Source organism: Streptomyces sp. NPDC007808, assembly GCF_042868655.1.
GTDB lineage: Bacteria > Actinomycetota > Actinomycetes > Streptomycetales > Streptomycetaceae > Streptomyces.
In genome coordinates this window covers 151,512-169,729 of record NZ_JBIAEQ010000003.1, presented here as the reverse complement: position 1 = coordinate 169,729, position 18,218 = coordinate 151,512, and the positions used below count along the sequence as shown (strand labels likewise).

Genomic DNA, 18,218 nt, shown 5'->3' with positions numbered 1-18,218 from the left:
ACTGAATCGCTGCCGTGTCTGTGGCATCACGTACCGTTACGTGGTATGGGCATGAGCATGACCTTCACGCGCCGTGCCTTCCTGTGCGCCGCCGCCCTCACCGCGGCGTCCGCCCAAGGAGCCCGTACTCCGGCCCGAGCGGCGGACGCCGCCCCCGACCCGTACGACGCCCTGCGCCTGTGCTGGCTGGACATCGCCCTCGGTGCCGGTTACGACCCCGCGGCGGAGCCGTACGCCGCCCGCCTCGCCGAGACCGGCACCCTGGCCCGCCGCTTCCGGGCCACCATGGCCCCCACCCCCACCTCGCTGTGGCCCGACCACCCCTACGACCCACCCGCCGGCATCACCCAGAGCTACGGTCGCCTGTGGACGATGGCTCGGGCCTACGTCCAGCAGGGCACCGGCTGCACCGCCGACCCGGCCCTCCTGGCCGACGTGCTGCGCGGCCTCGACCATCTCTTCGCCACCGTCTACAACCCCTCCACCACCCGGTACGGCAACTGGTGGGAGTGGCAGATCGGCAGCCCGCGCCTGCTGACGGACATCACGGCCGCCCTGTACGACCACCTCGGCGAGGCCCGGGTCGCCGCCGCCTGCGCGGCCGTCGACCACTTCGTCCCGGACTCGATGCTCGGCGACTACTCCGGCACCTCCACCGGGGCCAACCGCGTCGACCTGTGCCGCGGCGTCGCCCTGCGCGGCATCCTCGGCCGGGCACCGGCGAAGCTCGCGCTCGCCCGGGACGCCCTCTCCCCGGTCTTCCCGTACGTCACAAAAGGCGACGGCCTCTACGCCGACGGGTCGTTCGTCCAGCACACCTGGGTCGCCTACTCCGGCACCTACGGCCAGGTCCTCCTCGACGGACTCGGCCGCCTCCTGGCCCTGCTCGCCGGATCCGAGTGGGAGGTCACGGACCCGAACAAGCAGATCGTCCTCGACAGCGTCGAGCGGGCGTTCGCGCCGCTCGTCCACGACGGGCTGATGATGGACGGCGTCAACGGCCGTGCCATCAGCCGGGGTCTGCTCAAGGCGGACGACCGGCAGGTGATGCGCAGCGACCACTTCCACGGGCAGGGCCTCATCGCCGCGGTGGCCCTCCTCGCGGACGGCGCGAGCGCGGCGGAGCGCGAGCGTTGGTACGGCCGCGTCAAGGGATGGATCGAACGGGACACGGTGACACCCGTCCTGACGGCTCGTCAGTTCGGTACCGGTGACCTGGCCCGCCTGCACGCGATCGCCGACTCGCCCGTCCCCGCCGCCCCCGAACCCACCGCCCACCACCTCTTCGCCGCCATGGACCGGGCCGTGCACCGCCGCCCCGGCTTCGTCGTCCACCTCGCCATGGCGAGCGAGCGCATCGCCCACTACGAGTGCGGCAACGGCGAGAACCCTCGCGGCTGGCACACCGGCGCCGGAATGCTCTCGTGGTGGGCCCGGGGCACCGGCGACCAGTACACGGACTGGTACTGGCCGACCGTCGACTGGTACCGCCTCCCCGGTACGACCGTCTCCACCCGGCGCCTGCCCGACGGGGCCGGCGGGGAGTGGGGCGCGCCCAAGCCCGATGTGCGCTGGGTCGGCGGCACGACCGACGGCGAGTACGCGGCGATCGGGCAGCACCTGAAGGGGCTCGGCTCGACCCTCGAAGCCCGTAAGTCGTGGTTCTGCGTCGCGGACGCCGTGATCTGCCTTGGGGCGGGCATCACCTGCGCCGACGGCGTCCCCGTCGAGACGGTCGTCGACAACCGCAACCTGGGGGAGAACGGCACCCGGGCCTTCGCCCGCGGACCCGGCTGGGCCCACCTGGAGGGCCACGGCGGCTGGGTGATCCCGTACGGCGATCTGCGCACCCTGCGCGAGGACCGCACCGGGGCCTGGGCCGACATCAACACAGGCGGTACCCCGGAGCGCCGCACCCGGCGCTGGCAGACCCTGTGGCTGGACCACGGTACGGACCCGACGGACGCCGCGTACGCCTATGTGCTGATGCCGGGTGCCGACCGGGGCACGGTGGCGGCGCGGGCCGCGCGGTACGCCCGCTGGCTGACGGTCCTCGCCAACGACAGCGAGCGCCAGGCGGTCCACGTCCCCTCCCTCGGCCTCACCGCCGCCACCTTCTGGCAGCCGGGTACGGCAGGCCCGCTGACGGCCTCCGCCGGCGCCGGCGTGCTGCTTCGCCGCCGGGGCCGTACCGCTACGCTCTGCGTGAGCGAGCCGCCCCGCACCGGCCGACCGCTGGAGATCACGTGGGACCACCCGGTGGGCAGGATCCTGCGGGCGGACGACACGGTCGAGATCCTCGCGACGGGCCGCCGACTGCGCGTCCGTGTCACTCCAGGGGTGGTATGCGGGGTCCACCGATGTGAGGTGGTTCTCCCCTGACGGCTTTGTACGACCCCCACAACGCGCACGCCCTCTGAGCAGTCGGAAAGGCTGCATGCGGCCATGGTTCTGTTCAGTGGTGCCAGGAAAACGCGCCGGAGACTGTACGGAGTCAACGGCCCGCTTTCCTGGGTGTCCTTCGTAAGGTCACTACATGACCGTTTTGGATGAGGCACCGGGTGAGCCGATCGACGCCCGCGGACGGACGGCCGAGCTGCACGAGATTCGTGCGCAGGCCCTGGCCGGCCCGAGCGAGAAGGCGACCGCCGCGCAGCACGCCAAGGGCAAGCTGACCGCCCGGGAGCGGATCGAGCTGCTGCTGGACCCGGGCTCCTTCCGGGAGGTCGAGCAGCTGCGCCGGCACCGCGCGCAGGGGTTCGGCCTGGAGGCCAAGAAGCCGTACACCGACGGTGTCATCACCGGCTGGGGCACGGTGGAGGGCCGTACGGTCTTCGTCTACGCCCACGACTTCCGCATCTTCGGCGGCGCGTTGGGCGAGGCCCACGCCACGAAGATCCACAAGATCATGGACATGGCCATCGCGGCCGGTGCCCCGCTGGTCTCCCTGAACGACGGCGCGGGCGCCCGTATCCAGGAGGGCGTCTCGGCCCTCGCCGGATACGGCGGCATCTTCCAGCGCAACACCAAGGCGTCTGGCGTCATCCCGCAGATCAGCGTGATGCTGGGCCCGTGCGCGGGTGGCGCGGCGTACAGCCCGGCCCTGACGGACTTCGTCTTCATGGTCCGTGAGACCTCGCAGATGTTCATCACCGGCCCGGACGTGGTCAAGGCGGTGACCGGCGAGGAGATCACCCAGAACGGCCTGGGCGGCGCGGACGTGCACGCCGAGACCTCCGGTGTCTGCCACTTCGCGTACGACGACGAGGAGACGTGCATCGCGGAGGTCCGCTACCTCCTGTCGCTGCTCCCGCAGAACAACCGCGAGAACCCGCCCCGGGCGGAGTCCTCGGACGCCCCGGACCGCCGCAGCGAGGTGCTCCTGGACCTGGTCCCGGCGGACGGCAACCGGCCGTACGACATGGCGAAGGTCATCGAGGAGATCGTCGACGACGGCGAGTACCTGGAGGTCCACGAGCGCTGGGCGCGGAACATCATCTGCGCGCTGGCCCGTCTGGACGGCCAGGTGGTCGGCATCATCGCGAACCAGCCGCAGGTCCTGGCCGGTGTGCTGGACATCGAGGCGTCGGAGAAGGCTGCGCGCTTTGTCCAGATGTGTGATGCTTTCAACATCCCGATCATCACGTTCCTGGACGTCCCCGGGTTCCTGCCGGGCGTCGACCAGGAGCACGGCGGAATCATCCGCCACGGCGCGAAGCTGCTGTACGCCTACTGCAACGCGACCGTCCCCCGTATCTCCCTGATCCTGCGCAAGGCGTACGGCGGCGCCTACATCGTCATGGACAGCCAGTCCATCGGCGCCGACCTCACCTACGCCTGGCCGACGAACGAGATCGCCGTGATGGGTGCCGAGGGTGCGGCCAACGTGATCTTCCGCCGGCAGATCGCCGAGGCCGAGGACCCCGAGGCCATGCGCTCCCGCATGGTCAAGGAGTACAAGTCCGAGCTCATGCACCCGTACTACGCGGCCGAGCGCGGCCTGGTGGACGACGTCATCGACCCGTCCGAGACCCGCGAGGTCCTCGTGCGGTCCCTGGCGATGCTCCACACCAAGCACGCCGACCTGCCCTCCCGCAAGCACGGCAACCCCCCGCAGTAACCCAGCGGACCCTTCGCGGCAACCCCGCGGACCTCTCTCTCACGGAGACTGACACCCATGAACCTCCCTGATATTCGCGTCGAGAAGGGCCACGCCGAGCCCGAGGAAGTCGCGGCCATCACGGCGATCCTGCTGGCCCGCGCCGCCGCCCAGCCGACCGACGCCGCCCCGGCCCACCGCGGCCGCGCCAAGGCCGGCTGGCGCCGCCTGGAGCGCGAGCCGGGGTTCCGGGCGCCGCACAGCTGGCGCTGAGCCCCACGCATGTGACCATGGGCCCCGCTCTCCCCTGGGAGAGCGGGGCCCATGGTGCTGGGTCAGTGGATCTGGACGTCCACGTCTGGAATGCGCAGAGCGGTGGTGTCCTCGGGGAGGAGGCAGTCGAAAAGGCGGAGGCGTGACACGGTGGCGGGCGGGAAGCTGGTCGTTCTCATCCAGGCGGCCACGTCCACACCATGCAGGCTCAGGCTTGCCAGCCACGGCCAGGTGGCGAGGGCCTCGACGCCACTCGGCAGACAGGTGGCCGAGGTCCACAGGTCCAGCCTCCAGACGTCGGAGCAGTTCGCCAGCAGGGCCAGGTCGGTGGTCTCCTCCGCCTCTCCCAGCGTGAGAGAGGAGACGCTCGGAGCAAGACGCAGTTCCTTCAGGTCTGGTACACCGCGGAGCCCGATCGCCAGGAACTCCAGTCGCCGCAGTTCGCCCAGTGCCCCCACGTTCCGCAGTGTGCCGCTGCCCGCCAGGCCGAGCGAGGTCAGCCGGGGCTGGGCACGGAGCGCCGAGAGGCAGGGTGCACCGCTGTGCTGAGTGATGACGAGCTGCTCAAGTTGCGGGAGTTCGCCCAGGGCCGAGAAGTCCACGACGGGGTGGGTGATCGTCACATGGGTCAGTGACCTCAGCCTGGGCGCCACATGCCATTGACCGGAGTGCGAGAGCTTGATGCTCCTCCCCTTGAGCGGGACCCCGGCCAGAACACGGTCCGCGTACGCCTCCGCGTCGAAGTAGGCCCAGGCGTCGATGAGTTCCGCCACAACCCGGTCACGCCCGTCTCCCACGTATCCGGCGAGCAACGACAGCGCGTCCTCGCCGCCGATGAGCGCGACTGTCCGTACGGTCTGTGCTGCGGACTTCTCGGTCAGTTCCTCCACTGAACGAGGCAGTCTACGGAGCAGACTCGTCCCCACCGCCGCCAGCGCAGGCGGATCCGTCTCCCGCCGCGCCGGCAACAGCGCCGCCACCGCCGAGTCCAGCCGCCCGGCCAGTTCGTCGGAGACCTCCAGGACGGTCTCCTGGCAAGCCGCGGCCAGCAGCCTCAGCCGCCGTGCGTGCCGGGGCTCGTCCCGAGCCCGGTCCAGGATCCCGCCGAGCAGTTCCTCCCGCTGAGGCCGGTTGGCATGTCCCGCGGCCATGATGATCGTCTCGCGCCAGATGTCCAGATGGGCCCGGCCGACGAGGTTGCCGATACGGTCCTCCTCCGTTGCCTCCTCGGCGGCCAGGTACTCCTGAAAGGACCGGTGCACGAAGTCCAGCCGCCCCAGGGCAGGGGAGCGCAGCACCCCGGAGCGCCCCCGCAGCTGGTCAAGAACCCGTTGCCCGTCCTGCTCCTCCAGATGGCGCATTCCCGACAACCTGCGGCCGACATACGTCCCCGCCTGTTCCAGGGAGATCTCGCTGCGGTTGTTGTCGGACAGCCGCCACGCCAGATCCCGTAGCAGCACCAGCTTGTCCCCGAGGCTCAGCCGGCTGTCCACGGCGCTGGGTACGTTTCTCTCCGCATCCCGGTCGTGGACCAGCGTGTGCAGCGCACTGCGGTACAACTCCATGCGATCCCGGGGCAGTTGGCTACCACGGTTCAGATGCATCGCACACAGCATCGACGCCAGCAGCGGCGTCCCGGCCAGAGACTGCAGATGCGGCCGGTCCTTGAGGCTGTTCAGCAACGACTGCTCGTACTGCGGCAGGTCCTCCACTGAGCACGGCAGTTCCTCTCCCAGCTCCCGCACCGCCTGATGCCACTGCCGGACGAAGGCAGCCAGATCAGGGGGCGTCATCCGGTCCAGGTGCAGCGCGGTGAACCTCTCCCGCCGCAGCCAGTCCGCCCCCGCCGCCGCCGGCCGTGAGGTCACCACCACCCGCACGTCTCCGTACGCCGTCAGCAGCTTGCGCAGCCACTCCCGAACGGCACGCCGCTCGCCGTCGAGCAACTCGTCCACACCGTCGATGAGGATCAATGCCCGGCCCTCGGACAGCTGCCGCTCCACCCACGCCCGGGGCATCACCCCCGTGATGTGCCCGGCCACCGAGTCCAGCATGGCTTCCGGCACCGGCAGCGCCCGCCCGCTGTACTCGCGAAGCTTCACGAACATGGGCGTCAGACCGTTCCAGCCCGCCAGGTCCCCGGTGAACGCGCCCCGCGCCGCCGTGACGGCCAGCCACCGCAGAAGCGTCGTCTTCCCGGAGCCCGCCTCACCGCGCAACAGGACCCGCGTGACACCGCTCAGGGCGGTCTCGACGCGCATTCCCGCGGCATCGCCCCGGCCACCGTCCTCCCAGTCGCTCATATCGGGGCGCAGCAACGGAAGAGAACGGGTCACGGCGCGCCGCCCCGCGGTTCCGTCATCTCCGGTCGCTCGCAGGCTCACATAGGCCACCGACAGCCGGGCCTGCGCCACCCCCCGGTCCGAGGTACGGCGGAACAACTCCACCTCGTCCAGCGAGGCGCTCACGAGTTCCAAGTACCGTCGCCGGAACTCCTCGTCCCGGTCCCGCCCCTCCGGCGCGAAGAGCGACCGGTCGGGCAACCGCTCCAGCACCCGAGCGATCTCCGCGCCCAGCGACGTCGTGCGCGACAGCAGCTCCGCCAACGCCCGCTCCTCGAACACCGGCAGGCTCCGCACGATCCGTACGTAGTACTCCACGCACTCGTTGAACAGCCGCTCGTACAGCCGGCCCTCCGCCTCGCCCAGCCCCACCGGCGGGCGCGCCTCCCGGGTGATCCGCCGGATCAGTTCGGCCGGCTGGGCGTCCGCCGCGAGCAGCGCCTCGTCGGAGAGGTCCGCCGCCGCGAACGTGTCACACACGGCGTCGATCACCGACAGCCGCCCGGATTCCTCCAGCCCCCGGAACTCGTGCTCCAGGAACGGCTCCAGACGGTCGAACACCGCGTCCGCGATCTGCTCGAACTGCCGCTTCACACTCCGCGAGAACTTCACCCCGGGCACCCGCACCCGGGCCAACTCCTCGATGGACAGACGGCGTTCCTGCTCGCGCCGCTTGCCCCCGAGCCAGATCTGCGCCGCCGTGTTCGCCACGGTCGTTCCCAGCCGTAACGCGGCCACCTCAGCGCTCATCCCCGCACCCCTCCCCGAACGACTTACGGCCCTCATCCCTCCCACAGGAGGAACGAGGGCCGCAACCGAAACGTGCCGAAAGGCGGTGCCGCTAGCGCAGCCGTGCCATCAGGGCGTGCTCGACCAGCGTGATCAGCGTCGACTTGGCGTCCGCGCGGTGCCGGGCGTCCGTCGTGATGATCGGGGTGTCGGGCCCGATCTGCAGGGCCTCGCGCACCTCGTCCGGGTTGTACGGCTGGTTGCCGTCGAAGCCGTTGAGGGCGATGACGAACGGCAGCCCGCTGTTCTCGAAGTAGTCGACGGCCGGGAAGCAGTCGGCGAGCCTCCGGGTGTCGACGAGAACGACGGCGCCGATGGCGCCGCGCACCAGGTCGTCCCACATGAACCAGAAACGGTCCTGGCCGGGCGTACCGAAGAGGTACAGGATCAGGTCCTGGTCCAGGGTGATACGGCCGAAGTCCATGGCGACCGTCGTGGTCGTCTTGTCTCCGGTGTGGGTGAGGTCGTCGATGCCCGCCGAAGCAGACGTCATCACGGCCTCTGTGCGCAGCGGGTTGATCTCCGAGACGGCGCCGACGAACGTGGTCTTGCCCACGCCGAAGCCGCCCGCCACCACGATCTTCGCGGAGGTGGTGGAGCGGGAAGGACCGCCGCTAGAGCTTGCGAAGTCCACTGAGCACCCTTTCGAGCAGTGTCACGTCTGGCTGGCCGCCGGCGTTCTCGTCGCCGCCGGGCTGATGGATGGCGACCAGGCCCGCCTCCGCCAAGTCGGCGACGAGGATCCTGGCCACGCCGAGAGGGATCGTGAGCAGCGCCGAGATCTCGGCGACCGACTTGATCTCCCGGCAGAGGTTGCAGATCCGCTGATGCTCGGGCAGCTGGCCCTGCATCTGGTGCGGCTGCGCGGTGGTGTGCACCAGCGCCTCGATGGCGAGCTGGTAGCGCGGGCGCGTCCGGCCGCCGGTCATGGCGTACGGGCGCACCAGGGGGTTGTTCGACGCCCCGGCGGGCGCCGGCTCAGGAGCGCGTCGCTGCGGCTGCACCGGCTGGATGCGCGGCGCCGGCGGCTGGTCGTACGGCGACGGCCCGGGGCCCTGCGGTGCGTACGGCTGCCGGTGGCTCGGCGAGGAGGGGAAGTTGTACCGGTTCTGGGAACCGTCGTGCTGACCCTGGCCAGGGCCGTACGACCAGTTGCCCGATGACGAACCGTCTGGGGGTGTTGCCACTTTCTCTCCTCCTCCGACTGTGCCTGGCACCCAACATGGGAGCCGCGTCCCGAAACCTTACGGCCCCGGGACGCCAAAACGCACCGACTGTCTGTTAGTTGAGCAGGCTCCCTTGGAGCTCCGCACGCAGATCCGGTGTCAGGACCGTACCGGCACGGTCGACCAGAAGCGCCATCTCGTACCCGATGAGGCCGATGTCCGCCTCCGGGTGCGCGAGGACCGCGAGTGACGAACCGTCGGAAATGGACATGATGAAGAGGAATCCCCGCTCCATCTCCACAACCGTCTGGTTCACGCTGCCACCCTCGAAGATGCGGGAGGCGCCTGCCGTCAGAGACGTCAGACCGGAGGCGACGGCCGCGAGCTGATCGGCGCGGTCGCGCGGGAAGCCTTCGGACATCGCCAGAAGGAGTCCGTCGGCGGAGACCACCACCGTGTGAGACACCCCGGGGGTGTTGTCCACGAAGTTGGTGATCAACCAGTTCAGGTTCTGTGCCGCCTGGCTCATCGGGCTCACACTAACGCTCCTGGTTGTAGGTGCTGTCAGGACCGAAGCCCTGGCCGTTCGTTTCACTTCCCGCACTGCGACCCCTCTGGACACCCCGGCGCAGGTTGCTCAGCCTGCCCCGGACGTCCTCGGGAGCGCGGGAGACCTGTGGGCCCCCCTGGGGGGTGGTTGCGGCGGCTCCCTCGACCAGGTTGGCCTTGGGTACCCGCCGCGGCAGGCCGGAGGAGGTCACCCCGCCCGCCTTGGGCTTCCGGAGCTGCGAGGCCTGCTGCCAGCGCTCGTCGTTCTGCGAACGCCAGTCGCTGTCGCCCTTGCCCTCCGGCGCGGAGGCCGGCGCTTCCTGCCGTACGGGCCGTGCGCCGTTGGTGCCGCTCGCGGTGGATCCGCGGCGGGGAAGCCCGGCGTCGGTCAGCTCGTGGGCGGCGGAGGGGGCCGGTCCCGGACGGTCGAAGCCTACGCGGTCACGCTCGTTCGCGTCATCGGCCTGCGTGGATTCCGTTTCCGGAGCGTAACTGTCCGGGTAGCCGTTGCGGTAGCCGTTCGACTGCGGCCAGTCGTCCTGGTGACGCCGCTGCTCGAAGGCCGGGAAGGTCTCGGAGGCCGAGCCGCTCGGGGCCGCGGGCTCCTCACGAGCCGGCTCCGGATACGAGGGCTCGGGGTAGCCGCTCCCCGTCGAGAAGGAGTCGTTCTGCCGCAGGCCGCCGTTGGGCGCGTAGTACGTGTCGTCGTACGACGGCTGCCGGGGCTCTTCGTAGTCGGCACGCTGAGGCGCGTCGTACGCGGCCTGCTGCTCCCCGTACGCGGCCTGCTGCTGCTCTTCGTACGACTGCTGCGGGTCGTAGCCGCCGGGCTGCTCGGTGAAGCCGCTGCGGTCACCGTAGGCGTGCTGACCGGTGAACTCGTCGTACCCGGACGTCTCAGGGCCCTCCTGGCCGTGGGCCTGGGCCTCCAGGGCGGCGCGGCGCTCCTCGCGCATCAGGGAGCGGCCGACGGGGTCCAGCTCGCGGGCGTCGTCCGGCACCTCGACGTAGCGGCTGTCGTCGAAGCCGAGCTCGGCGGCCGTACGCATCGGCTGGCTGAAGTTCTCACCCTGGAAGTTCTGCTCCGGGATGATCTGCGAGACGGTGAACTCGTCCTGCGCCGGCTGGTGCTCGCCGCCACCGCCGTGGGTGATCGCGTCGGGGAGCATGACGAGCGAGGTGGTGCCCGCCTGCTCGCCGGAGGGGCGCAGCTGGACCCGGATGCCGTGCCGGTCCGACAGCCGGCCGACCACGAACAGGCCCATGCGCTGGGATATCGCCGCGTCGACGGTGGGCGGGTTCGCGAGCTTGTGGTTGATGTCCGCGAAGTCCTCGGCGGTCAGGCCGATGCCCTTGTCGTGGATCTCGATCATGACGCGGCCGTCGGGGAGACGGGTCGCGGTGACGCGGACCTTGGTCTGCGGGGAGGAGAACGTCGTGGCGTTCTCCAGCAGCTCGGCCAGCAGGTGCACGAGGTCGGTCACGGCGCGGCCGTGGATCTCGGCCTCCGGGACGCCGGACAGCTCGATGCGCTCGTACTGCTCCACCTCGGAGGAGGCGGCGCGCAGCACGTCGACCAGCGGGACCGGCTGGTCCCAGCGGCGACCGGGCTCCTCGCCGGCGAGGACCAGGAGGTTCTCGCCGTTGCGGCGCATACGGGTCGCGAGGTGGTCCAGCTTGAAGAGGTTCTCCAGCTGGTCCGGGTCGGCCTCGTTGTTCTCCAGATCGGTGATCAGGGTCAGCTGGCCCTCGATCAGCGACTGGTTGCGGCGCGAGAGGTTGGTGAAGATCGCGTTGATGTTGCCCCGCAGCAGCGCCTGCTCGGCGGCGAGCCGGACGGCCTCGCGGTGGACCTGGTCGAAGGCGCGGGCGACCTCGCCGATCTCGTCGCGGGTGTTGATCGGGATGGGCGCGACACGGGTGTCCACGCGGCCGGGGTCGGTGCGCGAGAGCTGGTCGACCAGCATCGGCAGGCGCTGCTCGGCGATGCCGAAGGCGGCGTTGCGCAGCTGGCGCATCGCACGGCTCATCTGGCGGGCCACGGCACCGGCCAGGATGAACGCGACGAGCAGGGCGACGACGACGGCGGCACCGGTGATGAGGGCGTCGCGCTTGGCGTCGTCGGCGATGACCGAGGCCTCGTTCACCGCGGTGTTCGCGAGGTCGTTCTCGATGTCGCGGTAGGCGTTGTACTTGAGTGTGTTGACCGCCCACCAGTTCTGCGCGGTGACGCCCTTCGCGGCGAGCGCGGCGCGCTCAGCGGGGTCGGTGGAGGTCAGCTGGGCGAGCAGCGTGACCATGGCGGTGGGCTTGGCCGGCGGGGCGACGTAGTCCGGGTTCTTCTGCTTGGCCTGGGCGGCCATGGCGGCGCCGTCGGCCTTGATCTGCGTCTCGGCGTCCTTGAGCCGCTGGATGTCCTGCTCGGTGCCACCGCTCTGGTACTCCTGGATGGCGATGCCCTCCAGGTAGGCGTACGAGGAGAGGGCGACGCGCTGCCTGGCCAGATCGGTGCGCTCGGGACCCGGCTTGATCAGCATGTGCATGCCGATGGAACGCTCCAGGGAGAGCGCGCCCTTGGTCAGCGAGATGGCGTAGACCGTACGGCCGTAGCTGGTGATGTTGCCGGTGCCGAGGCCCAGCTCGTTGGAGAACTCCAGCAGCCGGTGCTCGACGTTGACGTAGCCCTCTTCGGTCTCCACGCCGGTGAGCTTGTTGGTGTAGGCGGCCGCGCGCAGTTCCGTCAGATCCGGCTCGACCTCGCGGAACCGCGCCAGACGGCGCTCCAGGTTGGGCCGGTCCGGCATGTTCTGGGCGGCCTCGTCGAAGGCGTCGGCGGCCTTGTCGGTGGCGGCCCGGGCCTTGACGACCGTCGGGTCGTCCTCGCCCTTGCCCTGGAGCAGGGGTGCGGCCGTCACGTCGCGCTCTTCGAGGAGCGCGTCGCCGTAGGTCAGCGCGGCGGCGACCAGGCGCGCGGTGTTCTCCGCGTCCTCGGCCTCCTGCCAGGTGTCGATCGAGCTCTTCACCTGGAAGCCGCCCATGACGAGGCCGACCAGCACGGGTATGAGCAGGATCGCGTTCAGTCGGGTCGGCACACGCCAGTTGCGTGGCGAGAACCGGCCACCGGCCGCCGGGGCCGCCGTGGGTTCCGATCCGGGCACAGGGGCGGGCGCCGCTCCGCGCGGCGGCGGGGTGAAGTTGCCCCGGGCCGACGGCTCGGGACTGTTCTTGCTTCGCCTCACTCGACCAACAACCTTCCGGCGGGGTCGGCACCAACGTTGTGCCGCAGTCTCTCAGAGCCCAGTTCGCCATCGAGTACGCAGTACTGAGGAGTACGTCTTTGACTATTGGGCAGTTCAGGCATTCCAGCACGACGGCCTGCGCTCTTCCAAACAGTGGAAGCGGCGGATTCGGAGTGATGTAAGCCCTAGATAAAACGGTCATAAAGAGCGAGCCCCGCCAAAAGACGGGGCGTTTGTGCGCGCAGCGAGACCGGTCGACCGCGACGCGTGGCGGTACCACCCGATTCCTCTGCCGAAACGTTATGAACAAGGGAGCCGACCGTGTCAAAGGCCACAGTCGGCTCCATCACATCTACGACAACTGCCGTATAACGCTTCCGACTTGATCTACCGCAGCCGTGCCATCAGGGCGTGCTCGACCAGCGTGATCAGCGCGCTCTTCGCATCCGAGCGGTGCCGAGCGTCCGTCGTGATGATCGGGGTGTCCGGACCGATCTGCAGCGCCTCGCGTACTTCCTCGGGCTGGTACGGCTGGTGTCCGTCGAAGCCGTTGAGCGCCACGACGAACGGCAGGCCGCTGTTCTCGAAGTAGTCGACCGCCGGGAAGCAGTCGGCGAGACGGCGGGTGTCCACCAGGACGACGGCGCCGATCGCGCCTCGTACCAGGTCGTCCCACATGAACCAGAAGCGGTCCTGGCCCGGCGTACCGAAGAGGTACAGGATCAGGTCCTGGTCCAGGGTGATACGGCCGAAGTCCATGGCCACCGTGGTGGTGGTCTTGTCCCCGGTGTGCGTGAGGTCGTCGATGCCCGCGCTCGCCGAGGTCATCACGGCCTCGGTACGCAGCGGGTTGATCTCCGAGACGGCGCCCACGAACGTGGTCTTGCCCACGCCGAAGCCACCCGCCACCACGATCTTCGCGGAGGTGGTCGCCCGGCCCGGTTCAGAGCTTGCGAAGTCCACTGAGCACCCTTTCGAGCAGCGTCACATCCGGAGCGCCGCCGTTGTTCTCGTCGCCGCCCGGCTGGTGGATGGCGACCAGGCCGGCCTCGGCCAGGTCGGCGACGAGGATCCGGGCCACACCCAGGGGCATGGACAGGAGCGCCGACACCTCCGCGACCGACTTCACCTCACGGCACAGGTGGCAGATCCGCTGGTGCTCCGGAAGGAGCCCCATGAGCGCTGCCGGGTCGGCCGTGGTGCTGATCAGGGCCTCGATGGCCAGCTGGTAGCGCGGCCGGGTCCGGCCGCCGGTCATCGCGTACGGACGTACCAGCGGCTGGTCGCCCTCATCCTCGTACGGCTCCGCGTACGGATCATGAGAGGCGGTGGGCGGGGTCATGAATCCTCCGGGCGGGGACAGCAAGTCGGTCAGTCAAGCCGTCTGGTCATGGCCGGTGGGGGGATTGTGGCGGCCGGACGGTGATTTGGTGAGACGGGTGGATCCGTGGGTGATCAGTGGAGCAGACTGCCTTGGAGTTCAGCGCGCAGATCCGGCGTGAGTACTGCGCCCGCCCGATCGACCAGCAGCGCCATCTCGTAGCCGACGAGGCCGATGTCACATTCCGGATGGGCCAGAACGGCGAGGGACGAACCGTCCGAGACGGACATGAGGAAGAGGAATCCTCGTTCCATCTCCACGACGGTCTGAGCCACGCTGCCGCCCTCGAAGATGCGGGAGGCTCCCGCGGTCAACGAGGTCAGGCCCGACGCGACGGCCGCCAGCTGGTCTGCACGGTCGCGCGGGAAGCCCTCCGACAGTGCCAGCAGGAGGCCGTCGGCCGACACGACGACGGTGTGGGACACACCCGGGGTGTTGTCCACGAAGTTGGTGATCAACCAGTTGAGATTCTGTGCCGCCTGGCTCATCGGACTCAACTAACGCTCCTGCTGGTGAGTGGGGTTCGGGAAGCTGCCGGTCTGGCCGCTGCCGACCTGACGGCCTTGCGCGATACCCCGACGGAGATTGGTCAGCCGGCCGCGTACGTCGTCAGGCGCACGGGAGACCTGCGGACCGGGTTGGTGCTGTTGCTGCTGAGCCGTACCCGGGACGAGGTTCGCCCTGGGCACCCGGCGCGGCAGGCCGGAGGTGGTGACGCCGCCCGCGGCCGGTTGCCGGACTCGTTCGGCCTGCCGGACGAGATCGTCGTTCGGCGAGCTGCGCCAAGCGGTCGACGAGGTCCGCTGGGAAGCGGAGGACGACTGCGGAGCGGAGGACTGTGGAGCGGACGACTGCCCAGTCGCCGCCGGAGCCTGCGACTGCTGCTGCGGGGCACCCGGGGCGGAGCCGTCGGGGCCCGTCTGACGTCCCTGCTGACCGTGGAACCAGTTGGTCTCCAGCGTGTCGTACAGCGGGGTGCGCCCGTCACCCGGACCCGTCGCCGGCGGCAGGGCCTCGGGTTCCTGGCGGGCGGGCCGCTGCTGCGGACGCGCCGGGGCCGGGGGCTGAGGGGCGCCGAAGTCGGCGGGGCCGCCGTAGGCGCCGTTGACCTGGGGCCGCTCGAACTGACCGGTGGAGTCGGGGTTGTGGCGGCCGGGCAGGGCGTGCTGGCCCGTCGAGCCGTTGTCGTAGCCCTGCGGCGCGGGGAACTGGCCCGTCTGCGACGGGTTGTCCTGCCCGGCCGGGGTGCCGAAGACATCCGGGCGGACGAAGCCACCCGAGTTCTGCCGGCCGTTCACACCGGGGCGGTCGAAGTCGGAGGGAGAGCTCTGACCCTGGCGGCCGTCGTTGCGCGGGACCGCCGGCATCTCGGACGTCGAGCCGGGGCCCTGACGGTCGTCGAAGCGCGGCATCCGGGACGTCTGCGCGGGGTCCTCGTCGTGGCCGCGCGGCGCGTCGAGCGAGGAGCGCGGCACCGGAGGCTGGGCGTTCTCGTCGCTCCAGCTCGGACGGGAAGGCTGGTTGCCGCCCGGCAGCTCCGCACGCGCACCACCGCGCGGCGGCAGCTGCGGCCGACGGCCGCCACGACGGCCCTTCTCGCCACCGGAGGAAGGCGGCGGGGTCTGCGGCCGCGACTGCTCACGGCCGCCCGAGCCGCCGAAGGCGTCCTGACCGCCGCCGAAAGCGTCCTGGCCCGCACCGAAGGCGTCCTGGCCGGAGCCGAACGGGTCCTGGCCCATGCCCGCTGCCTGGAGCCCCTGCGGGGCGCCCGGAGCCTGGCCGCCGAACCCGGCGCCCGCACCGGCCGCGGGACGGCCCTGCGAGGGCCCGCCCGGACCCTGCGGTCCGCGCGGCGCACCCGGAAGCCCGCCACCGTCACGCCCCGGCAGCGCTGCCCGCGGGCCCTGACCGGCACCGAGCCGGCCCCCGCCGGGCGCACCGGCGCCGAGGGAGCCGCCGGCGGCCTGGGCCTGGCGACGGGCGGCCGCCGCACCTGCCGCGGCCTGCGCGGCGGCAGGACCACCGGAGCCACCCGGGCCGCCCGGACCGGGCTTGCCCGGAGTGGGCTTCTTGTTGCCCTGGGCGACATCGACGGGAAGCATGACCAGCGCGGTCGTACCGCCGGAGTCGGACGGACGCAGCTGGATGCGGATGCCGTGCCGCTGCGACAGACGACCGACCACGAACAGGCCCATGCGGCGGGAGACGGAGACGTCCACGGTGGGCGGCGAGGCGAGCCGCTCGTTGATCGCCGCGAGGTCCTCGGGGGAGAGGCCGATACCGGTGTCGTGGATCTCGATCAGCACGCGGCCGTCGGGCAGCGCGTGACCGGTGACCTTGACCTTGGTCTGCGGGGAGGAGAACGAGGTCGCGTTCTCCAGCAGCTCGGCGAGCAGGTGCACGAGGTCGTTGACCACGCGGCCGGCCACTTCGGTGGTCGGCACGGAGGCCAGCTCGATGCGCTCGTACTGCTCCACCTCGGACGCGGCGGCGCGGAGCACGTCGACCAGCGGGACCGGGCGGGTCCAGCGGCGGCCGGGCTCTTCACCGGCGAGAACGAGGAGGTTCTCACCGTTACGGCGCATGCGGGTCGCGAGGTGGTCGAGCTTGAACAGCGAGGACAGCTGGTCCGGGTCGGCCTCGCGGGACTCCAGTTCGGAGATGAGCGACAGCTGACGCTGGATGAGGCCCTGGGAGCGGCGCGAGAGGTTGGTGAACATCGCGTTGACGTTGCCCCGCAGCAGGGCCTGCTCGGCGGCGAGGCGGACCGCCTCGCGGTGCACGTCGTCGAAGGCCGCGGCCACCTGGCCGATCTCGTCCCGGGAGTGCACACCGACCGACTCCACGGACGTGTCGACGTCCTGCGGGTCGGACTCGGACAGCTGCTTGACCAACTCGGGCAGACGGTCCTGGGCGACCTTGGTGGCGGTCTCCTCCAGGCGGCGCAGCGAGCGGATCATGGAGCGGGCCACGACGAAGGCGCCGACCAGCGAGACACCGAGCACGAGCAGGATCAGCGCACCGGAGATGATCGCCTCGCGCTCCGACTCGTTGCGCAGCTCGCGGGCCTTCTGCTCCATGTCCTCCAGCAGCGTCGTCTCGATGGCGCGCATCTGCTGGATCTTGGTGGTGCTGTCGTCGACCCAGTCGCGGTAGGAGCGCTTCTCCAGGTCGTTGAGGGCGTTCGGGTTGCTGAGCGCACGGCTGGCGTACTTGTCGCTCGCCGTGATCGTCGGGTTGTTCTGCTCGATCGACTTCAGCAGGTCGGCGGCGGCCTGTGTGCCGTAGATGTTCCGGAAGGCCTTGATCTCGGAGCGCTGACTCGTCAGGGCGGAGTCGGCGTAGAGACGGTCGTTCTCGGACAGGTCGCCGACGGTGTCGTTGTTCGCCGGCAGCGCCGCCGCGAGGACGGCGCGCTGGACGGACGCGTACTCCTTGGCGTTGGAGAAGGCCGCCAGGGCGCGCGTGCTGCGGATCATCTCCGGGTTGCTGGTCGCCTCCGCCATGTCCTGGGAGAGGCCCAGCAGGTTGGTGATCAGGCGGTGGTACGCCTCCACCGTCTGGGTGGAGTTGTCCCTGGCCTCGTAGGCGGTGTTGCGGATCTTCGCGATGTTGTTCAGGTCGCCGACGAGCTGAACGAGGTTGTCGCGGACGCCCTTGAGGTTGCCGTCCTTGCTGTTGTTGTCGACCTCCTCGGAGGCCTCCCGGAAGCTCTCCGCGGCCCGGTCCGTCTTGTCGCGGTAGCCCTTGACCGTGTAGTCGGTCGCCTTGGCGCCGTGCGCGAGGGGACCGGCCGACTGGTCGCGCTCGTCCTGGAGCGCCGCGGCGAGTTCGGTGGCGCGCTTGGTCATGTCCGTCAGCAGCTTCATGTTCTCGAGCTGCTGGATGTCGTCCATGTTGTCGCTGATGCGCAGTGCGCCCAGCGAGGTGGCGGCGACCACGGGAAGGGTCAGCAGGGCGACCAGGCGCGTGGAGATACGCCAGTTGCGCAGGGCTATTCGCGAGCCCGGGCCGACCGTGCCCTTGGGGGCCTTCTTCGCCGGCGGCGCGGAGGAGCCGGCCGGCCCCGAGGGCGCCGACACGGCGGGGCGCCCGGAGCGCTCACCGCTGTCCACGGACGGAGCCGCGCCTTGGTTGTGGGCGTGCTGGGGCGAGGGACCCCGGTCGGCCCCGCCGTGCTCCGGCTCCGCCGAAGCGCTGCCATCCCTCTTGAAACGTCCCTGCACTAGCGTCGCAACCTCTGGACCAGGCACCCTCCGCGTGAACGGACGGGCACGGTGTCGGCGTGTCGGGGAGCGCCCTGAATACGCTCCCTGATGGTCGTGGTGGACCGGCGCTGGCTCCCCCTTCTCGCCGCCACAAGGCGCTCGGTGCGCCCCC

Annotated in this window: 12 protein-coding genes; 3 read left to right on the top strand and 9 right to left on the bottom strand. The window is 70.4% G+C overall.

The genetic code is table 11. The annotated features are described in order from the left end of the window. The first annotated feature begins 57 nt into the window (after nt 1–57). The 3 genes from ACFYNL_RS12545 to ACFYNL_RS12535 all read left to right on the top strand — a co-directional run bounded on the left by ACFYNL_RS12545 (nt 58) and on the right by ACFYNL_RS12535 (nt 4,372). Nucleotides 58–2,382 carry a polysaccharide lyase 8 family protein gene (locus ACFYNL_RS12545; protein WP_388802662.1) on the top strand — a complete coding sequence of 775 codons (2,325 nt, stop codon included), beginning with the start codon at nt 58–60 and terminating at the stop codon, nt 2,380–2,382. 154 nt (nt 2,383–2,536) lie between these two features. Next, nucleotides 2,537–4,120 carry an acyl-CoA carboxylase subunit beta gene (locus ACFYNL_RS12540; RefSeq protein ID WP_388801020.1) on the top strand — a complete coding sequence of 528 codons (1,584 nt, stop codon included), beginning with the start codon at nt 2,537–2,539 and terminating at the stop codon, nt 4,118–4,120. A 57-nt stretch (nt 4,121–4,177) separates the two neighbouring features. Then, nucleotides 4,178–4,372, top strand: coding sequence for an acyl-CoA carboxylase subunit epsilon (locus ACFYNL_RS12535; RefSeq protein WP_369273619.1), 195 nt, complete (start codon nt 4,178–4,180; stop codon nt 4,370–4,372). A gap of 62 nt (nt 4,373–4,434) precedes the next feature. Here ACFYNL_RS12535 and ACFYNL_RS12530 read toward each other — a convergent pair whose 3' ends face one another. The 9 genes from ACFYNL_RS12530 to ACFYNL_RS12490 all read right to left on the bottom strand — a co-directional run bounded on the left by ACFYNL_RS12530 (nt 4,435) and on the right by ACFYNL_RS12490 (nt 18,064). Beyond that, complete coding sequence (locus tag ACFYNL_RS12530) at nt 4,435–7,464, bottom strand: NACHT domain-containing protein (RefSeq protein WP_388801017.1); 3,030 nt, start codon at nt 7,462–7,464, stop codon at nt 4,435–4,437. Between the two features lie 91 nt (nt 7,465–7,555). After that, nucleotides 7,556–8,137 (bottom strand): ATP/GTP-binding protein, encoded by a 582-nt coding sequence (locus ACFYNL_RS12525; protein ID WP_031224757.1) that lies wholly within the window; start codon nt 8,135–8,137, stop codon nt 7,556–7,558. Further along, nucleotides 8,118–8,690, bottom strand: a complete 573-nt coding sequence (locus ACFYNL_RS12520; RefSeq protein WP_388801014.1) for a DUF742 domain-containing protein — start codon at nt 8,688–8,690, stop codon at nt 8,118–8,120. The genes ACFYNL_RS12525 and ACFYNL_RS12520 overlap by 20 nt, the downstream gene beginning before the upstream one ends. 94 nt (nt 8,691–8,784) lie before the next feature. Continuing rightward, a complete protein-coding gene (locus ACFYNL_RS12515) occupies nt 8,785–9,198 on the bottom strand; it encodes a roadblock/LC7 domain-containing protein (protein WP_004983065.1) in 414 nt (137 codons plus the stop codon). Nucleotides 9,199–9,208: 10 nt separating this feature from the next. Beyond that, nucleotides 9,209–12,457: a nitrate- and nitrite sensing domain-containing protein gene (locus ACFYNL_RS12510; protein ID WP_388801011.1), complete on the bottom strand. Its 3,249-nt coding sequence runs from the start codon at nt 12,455–12,457 to the stop codon at nt 9,209–9,211. 387 nt (nt 12,458–12,844) lie between these two features. Continuing rightward, a complete protein-coding gene (locus tag ACFYNL_RS12505; RefSeq protein ID WP_388801008.1) occupies nt 12,845–13,420 on the bottom strand; it encodes an ATP/GTP-binding protein in 576 nt (191 codons plus the stop codon). After that, entirely contained in the window at nt 13,401–13,799 is a 399-nt protein-coding gene (locus ACFYNL_RS12500; RefSeq protein ID WP_003997626.1) for a DUF742 domain-containing protein, read from the bottom strand. The genes ACFYNL_RS12505 and ACFYNL_RS12500 overlap by 20 nt, the downstream gene beginning before the upstream one ends. 113 nt (nt 13,800–13,912) lie before the next feature. After that, nucleotides 13,913–14,326 carry a roadblock/LC7 domain-containing protein gene (locus tag ACFYNL_RS12495; protein WP_030216565.1) on the bottom strand — a complete coding sequence of 138 codons (414 nt, stop codon included), beginning with the start codon at nt 14,324–14,326 and terminating at the stop codon, nt 13,913–13,915. Between the two features lie 9 nt (nt 14,327–14,335). After that, nucleotides 14,336–18,064, bottom strand: coding sequence for a nitrate- and nitrite sensing domain-containing protein (locus ACFYNL_RS12490; RefSeq protein ID WP_388801005.1), 3,729 nt, complete (start codon nt 18,062–18,064; stop codon nt 14,336–14,338). Nucleotides 18,065–18,218: the final 154 nt, after the last annotated feature.